Origin of the sequence: Streptomyces boluensis (assembly GCF_009908195.1) — a bacterium.
GTDB classification, from domain to species: domain Bacteria; phylum Actinomycetota; class Actinomycetes; order Streptomycetales; family Streptomycetaceae; genus Streptomyces; species Streptomyces boluensis.
In genome coordinates this window covers 1-6,079 of record NZ_JAAAHS010000421.1, presented here as the reverse complement: position 1 = coordinate 6,079, position 6,079 = coordinate 1, and the positions used below count along the sequence as shown (strand labels likewise).

General features: G+C 72.1%; 6 protein-coding genes and 1 pseudogene. 4 read left to right on the top strand and 3 right to left on the bottom strand.

Annotated elements, in window-relative coordinates; translation table 11 throughout:
- From GUY60_RS32650 to GUY60_RS39825, 3 genes and pseudogenes are all read left to right on the top strand, one after another.
- Positions 1–1,162: hypothetical protein (locus GUY60_RS32650; protein ID WP_223178759.1), on the top strand; the 1,162-nt coding region annotated here is incomplete at its 5' end.
- Between the two features lie 490 nt (positions 1,163–1,652).
- Positions 1,653–2,015 (top strand): annotated as a pseudogene (locus GUY60_RS39830) (CoA transferase); the annotation flags it as partial.
- 226 nt (positions 2,016–2,241) lie between these two features.
- Positions 2,242–2,652: an aldolase/citrate lyase/malate synthase family protein gene (locus GUY60_RS39825; RefSeq protein WP_187370185.1), complete on the top strand. Its 411-nt coding sequence runs from the start codon at positions 2,242–2,244 to the stop codon at positions 2,650–2,652.
- Between the two features lie 99 nt (positions 2,653–2,751).
- Here GUY60_RS39825 and GUY60_RS38345 read toward each other — a convergent pair whose 3' ends face one another.
- Positions 2,752–3,027 carry a hypothetical protein gene (locus GUY60_RS38345; protein ID WP_187370186.1) on the bottom strand — a complete coding sequence of 92 codons (276 nt, stop codon included), beginning with the start codon at positions 3,025–3,027 and terminating at the stop codon, positions 2,752–2,754.
- A gap of 66 nt (positions 3,028–3,093) precedes the next feature.
- On the opposite strand from GUY60_RS38345, the gene GUY60_RS32640 reads away from it, so the two are divergent.
- Positions 3,094–3,369: a hypothetical protein gene (locus GUY60_RS32640; protein ID WP_376771344.1), complete on the top strand. Its 276-nt coding sequence runs from the start codon at positions 3,094–3,096 to the stop codon at positions 3,367–3,369.
- 24 nt (positions 3,370–3,393) lie between these two features.
- On the opposite strand, the gene GUY60_RS32635 is transcribed toward GUY60_RS32640, so the two are convergent.
- Positions 3,394–4,746 (bottom strand): alpha/beta hydrolase family protein, encoded by a 1,353-nt coding sequence (locus tag GUY60_RS32635; protein ID WP_161704476.1) that lies wholly within the window; start codon positions 4,744–4,746, stop codon positions 3,394–3,396.
- Positions 4,743–6,050, bottom strand: a complete 1,308-nt coding sequence (locus GUY60_RS32630; RefSeq protein ID WP_161704474.1) for an MFS transporter — start codon at positions 6,048–6,050, stop codon at positions 4,743–4,745. The genes GUY60_RS32635 and GUY60_RS32630 overlap by 4 nt, the downstream gene beginning before the upstream one ends.
- Positions 6,051–6,079 lie beyond the last annotated feature (29 nt).

Genomic DNA, 6,079 nt, shown 5'->3' with positions numbered 1-6,079 from the left:
ACCCCCCACGCCCCAACTCCCGGGCCGGATACGCAGGTTGTCCCGCAGTCGGGGCGCCATCGCGCTCGTCGGCACGCTCGTCGGGGCACTGCTGGGGTCGGGCGTCATGGCCTGGCGCTCCGGTGAACTGCCCTTCGTCGCACGGGACATGTGCTGGGGCTCGCTCTCGCCCGATGTCGCGCACGCACTGTTCTCGGACACCGACGTCCGCAGCCGCGAACTGCCGCTGCGCCGCGCCACGGAGGACCACATGCACACGGAGTGCAGCATGCAGGGGTTCGGGGCCGACGAACTGGAGTCGGAGGTCACAGCATCGGTGCGGACGCTGGGCGAGTTGCGGGGCGCACAGGCGTGGAGCTGGACGGAGCAGTACCTCTCCTCCCGCATGACGCCGCTCGGCGACGGGATCACCGGCATGGCGTCCTCCACCCGTGCCTGGGTGGCGCTCCCAGCGAGCTGTGAGGAACTGCCGTACGAGCCGGGCGAGAAACCGCCGTTGCGGGTGGTCACGCTCGCCTCTCGCGAGGCCGACCCCGAGGGCGAGAACGTGGTCGACGCGCGGCGGGGCCTCGACGCGATGTCCCGAGCGGTCGTGCGGTTGGCCAACGGGGTCATGGAACAGTACGGCTGCGAGGGCCGGTACGACGACCCGCCGAAGCTACCCCGAGCCCCGGAGGGCAACGAGCTGCCGGACGTCGACGCCGAGCGGCTCTGCGGGATCCACGGCGTCCGGCTGCCCGGGTGGGCCCGTGGACCCGAAGCAAAGTCTGTACGCACCACGCCGGGCACGAAGCCGGGCGCGCCCCCGGCGGACGAGGTACGGGCGTGCGACATCAGGCAGCCCTTCGGCCCCAACAGGCTCCGGCTGATGACCGTGGCGAACCCGGAGCTGGCCGGCCTCGTCTCCCGGGTGCTCGGAAACCGGGCCGAGCGTCTGGGCGGTGACGGGCAGGGCGCCTTCGCGGGCGGCCTGAGCGTCTACACGGCGGACTGCCAGTCCGGCCGGGTCGCGTTCGTGGCGCACGAGCGGGAAAGGGACGGCGGTTCACACGACGACAAGTCGCTCGCCCTCGCCGTTCTGCCGTCGTACGTCAAAGCGGAGGCGAAACGCGTCGGCTGCGGCGAGGTGAACGTCAAGGTGCCAGATATCCCAACGACATGAGGGTGCCACCTGGCGGGACCAGACCACGCCCAACGCATCGACTCCGGCGGCCCGTTCCACGTCGAGGCACCAAGCTTTGTCGGCCTTGCGCTGGCTGACGCGCGAGACGCCGAGCGGAAAGCCGACGGGCGTTCAGCCCTCGGGGCGACGAAGTCGTACGACACCCGCAGCCGCCTGAACCGTGCGAGCTCTGCTGGGGCACACGGGGTGGAAAATCTCAGCAGCTCCTTAGCCTGTGGTGACGGCCCATCTCGCAGCCCTGCATTTGACGGGCACTTGGCCCCTCTCCAGCGGCTTTGGCCCAACGGTGATGCTGCTGGCGTCCATGATGTAGCTCTCGTCCGAGCAGTCCTCGTACGCCCAGCTCTCTGCCGCGGCTCCGGAGGCTTGTTGCGCGGCGTGCGCGTACCGGTGGAGGAAGTGGCGTGCGCTGCCCCGGTGAGCGAGGCGGCCAGGACCAGACTCGCGCCACCTCGCGGTACTCGCGGCGCTGCACCGCCGCGACCACGACCCCGACTTCGACGGAGAGTGGATCGACCTCGCCCTGTTCGAGCCGCTGTTCCGGCTCGTGGAGTGGCAGGTCATCGTCCACGACCAGCTGGGCACGGTGCCCGAACGCTCCGGCAACCAGCTCGCCGTCGCCCCGGCGGCCGTCATCAACACCTACCGCTCCCAGGACGGCGAGTGGATAACGGTGACGTCGGCGACGCTGCGGTCGGTCCGTAACGTCGCGGCTCTCCTCGGCTACGACGAGGCCGAGTTCGCCACGACCGAGCAGCAGCACGCCGGGCGAGCCCGGCTCGACGCGGGCCTGCGGGCCTGGGCGGCCGAACGCACCGCCGACGCCTGCCTGGAGGCGTTCGCGCGGGCCGAGGTGGTGGCCTCCCGGGTGTTCGACGCCGACGACATCCGCCTCGCCGACCGGCTGCTCACCTGGTGCGAGCGCCGACTCGGCCGCCCGTACGGTCACTTCACGCTCGTCCCGATCCTGGAGACGGCGAGCGCGCTGCACGCCGCGTACGACTGCGCGTCAGCCGCCGACCGCATCGCCCACCTCGGCGCGGTCACCGGCGCGGGCGGTGACGTCGAGCGCGCCGTCGGCTACCGCTGGAGCCCCCCAGGGCGACGAGACGTACGCGCTGCGTGCCCGCGTCCTGCTCGACGTACGGGCGGCGGGCGCCCCGCACCCGGTGGCCGGCCTGTGGACCCGCATCGGCGACCTCGAGGGCCTGCGCGCCTTCGCCGGGCAGAATCGCGCGCTCGGCTACACCGGCATGATGGCCATCCACCCCAGCCACATCCCCGTCATCAACGAGGTGTTCGCCCCGACCGACGCCGAACTCGCCCGCGCGAAACGGCTGATCGCCGCACTGGAGGAGGGCCGGGCACAGGGCGCGGGCGCGGTCGCCTTCGAGGGCGAAATGGTCGACGAGGCCATGGAGACGACCGCACGCGCGCTGCTGGCACGCGAGGCCGCGGCGCCGAAGTGACCGGGGCATGTACGCGGTCGGCAGCACGACCGACGGACGACTGCCAGACCTGCTCCGGCAGAACGGCCAGATCCACGAACCACGTCACGACGCCCCGCATCAGCGCCGCCCCCTCGACGCAGCACGGCGTCGGACCGGGCGGCCCAGAGCACGTACCGCCAGGGCACACCAGGCACGCCGCGCCAGGGTCGCCCCGCACAGGGCCGTGAGCACCGGCACCCATGGCCGGCCGCGTCTCTCGGCCGCGGCCCGTGCCACTGAATCGCCCATCAGCGGCAGGTTGGTGAGATCACCGCCCCACCAACCGCCGTGAGCGAAGCCGACTACGAAGACGATGGCGATCAGCCAGCCGCACCAGTCGATCAACTGATCCACCGCCGCTCCCCGGGACGCCGCGACAGCCCGGCGGACGGGTGTCCCGTCGCCGCACTCGTCACCGACATGGCGAGTGAAGTCGAAAATCACGAGGCCCGCCGGATCTACACCGAAGGCGTGGGCGACTTCGCCGAGTGGCTCACCACCGAGGACCAGGACGGCATCACCCGGCTGTGCACCATGCTCGGCGCACTTGTCCTGGCCCGAGCCACCAACGGTTCCCCGCTCTCCGAGGAGATCCTCACCACCGCGCGCGGCATTGACGCCGGCCGGCTGATCAGCGCCACGCTGCCGGGCAGCCCGCCAAGGGACATGCGCTGCCCCGCAGCCGACGCGGCGTAGCCGGCTTCCTCAGTACGCCCCGCACTACGGGATGGCGTGGCCGGGGTAGGGGCCCGGGCGGTACGGGACGTAGCGGGGCTCGCTCGTCGGGTCTGCCTTCTGTGCGCGGGAGTTGAGGACTTCCGGTGCGGTGTCCCAGCGGCCGGTGTCGAGGCGGTGCTCCAGGGTGTGCAGGGCGCCGAGGATCTCGCCGGTGGTGAACGTGCAGTGCCCGGGGCCGTCGACGTACGCCTGGCTGAGCAGTCCGTCGGTACCGGCCGAGGCGGTGGCCCGGCGGTAGGCGCTCTCGGCCTGTACCGGGATCAGTGCGTCGCCGGTGGTGTGGATGTTGAGCTGGGGGTCGCTCAGTCTTCCCGTGAGGGCGCTGGTGCGCCGCATCCACCGCACGGCCGAGGGGTCTGCGGAGATCCTGGGGGCCCGGTTGAGCGTCGTGAGGTCGGCGTGCAGGGACAGGTCTGCCTTCTTGTAGAGCTCGGTCACCTCCTTGTACAGCGGCGAGCGGTGGAGCATGGCGGTGTAGTCGACGCCCGTGTTCCAGGAGGGGTTGCCGCCCGCCCGGCTCTCGGCCTCCTGCCGCCAGCTGAACGCGGGCAGTTGGAGGAGCCCGGTGACGGCCTCGTACTGGTTGGCCTGCATGCCGTCCCAGTCGGCCGGCGCCGGTTCGGTCTGCGCGGGGTCGTTGTGGCCGGGGATGTTGTGCAGGGCGGCGGCGAGCGCGATGCGGGCGCGGCCCTCAGGGTTCTGCTGGGCGTCGGCGGTCTTCTCGGTGAGCGTACGGGCGGCGCTCGCAGCGGCCTCCTGGTCGGCGAAGCCGGTGAGGGGGAGGTCGGTGCCGGGCGCGAGCAGGGTCTTGAGCGCGAACACCGGGTCCAGCGTGCTGTTCCAGTTGGCGACGCCGCCCTGCACGAGTCCGCACATGGCCAGGGAGCCGTCGAAACGGTCGGCGTGCCGCTCGGCGAGCCGTGTCGTGACGAGCCCGCCGTACGAGGTGCCCCAGGCGAGCGTCCGCCGTGTCGTGCCGAACTTCTCGGTGAACAGGTCGAGCGTGGCGAGCTGGTCGGGCACGGCGTCGGTCACAGCCCAGCCGGTTGTCGCGTACGAGGAGCCGATGAGCGCGTAGCCGTCGGCGAGGAGTGCGTCCCGGGTCGGTGAACTGGGCGCGTTCTCGGCGGGGTTGGGCCAACCGGCGGCCCGGTAGCCGTGGCTGTAGAGGAGGACGGTGCCGTTGAACGCGGCGGGCACGTCCATCGTGTACGTGGCGCCGGACGGGAGTCGGCCTTCGACGTGCTGGTCCGTGGCGGCCTGCGCGGGTGTGGGCAGCGCGGCCGCCAGGCAGAGGACCAGGACCGGTACGGCGGCGCGGGTACGGGTCTTCAACGGAGTGTCCCTTCCGGGGCCGGGGTGGTGGACGGGGGCGCCGCGGAGTCCAGGGCGTCGGTGCGGGTCTCGCGCAGCCGCCACACGGTGAGCGCGGTGACCGCAGCACCGCCGCACAGCAGCAGTGAGACGGGGGTGCTGCTGCCCCCGTACGAGGCGAGGAGGCTGCTCGCGATGAGCGGCGAGAATCCGGCGCCGACCAGCGTCGCCGCCTGGTAGCCGAGGGAGGCGCCGGTGTAACGGACGCGGGTGCCGAACATCTCGGTGAGCAGGGCGCCGAGCGGCCCGTACATCGTGGACTGGGCGAGGCCGTGGCCGAGGGCGAGGGCGAGGATCAGCAGGCCGGGCGAGCCGGAGTCGACCAGGGCGAGCACGGGGAAGGCGAGCGCGGCGGAGGCGACGGCCCCGGCGAGGACGACGGGGCGGCGGCCGACCCGGTCGGAGAGCGCGGAGGCGGCGGGCAGCACGAACAGGGCCACGCAGGAGGCGACGGTCACGGCGGTGAGCACCTGCGGCCGGCTGTAGCCCTGGTCGACCGCGTAGGAGATCATGAAGCCGGTCAGTAGCGACTGTGCCGTGAACGCGCCGATGCCGACGCAGGTGGCGAGCAGGACGGGCTTCGGCCGGCGCAGTACCTCCAGGACGGGCGGCCGCTTCAGGGGTTCCTGTTTCGCCTGCGCGAACAGCGGGCTCTCCGCGACCTTGAGGCGTACGAACAGACCGACGGCGAGCAGGCCGACGCTCAGCAGGAAGGGCACACGCCAGCCCCAGGTGCGGAACTGGTCGTCGGGCAGCGCGGAGATGAGGGTGACGACTCCGGCCGAGAGCACCGAGCCGAGCGGGGCGCCGAGTTGGGTGAAGCTGGACCACAGCCCGCGCCGGGAGCCCTGGGTCGCCTCGGCGTGCTCGACGACCATCAGGGTCGCGCCGCCCCACTCGCCGCCGATCGCGATGCCCTGCACGACGCGCAGCGTGACCAGGAGGACGGGTGCCCACACGCCGATCGTGTCGTACGTCGGCAGCAGGCCGATGAGGAAGCTGCCGCAGCCCATCAGGGTCATGGTCAGCAACATCATCGACTTGCGGCCGAGCCGGTCGCCGAAGTGACCGAAGACGAGGCCGCCGATGGGCCGTGCGACATAGCCGGCGGCGAAAGTGCCGAAGGCCGCGATGGTGCCGACGGCGGGGTCGGCGTCGGGGAAGAACAGGTCGCCGAAGACGAGTGCGGCGACGGTGCCGTAGACGAGGAAGTCGTAGAACTCGACGGCCGTGCCGAGCAGCCCGGAGAGGGCGACGCGTCGCAACTGCCGTGAGTCCGGGGGCGGTTGAGGGG

Excerpts from the sequence above, each read along its gene's own strand:
- GUY60_RS32640 (WP_376771344.1), top strand. The coding sequence starts at position 3,094 with ATGGCGAGTGAAGTCGAAAATCACGAGGCCCGCCGGATCTACACCGAA.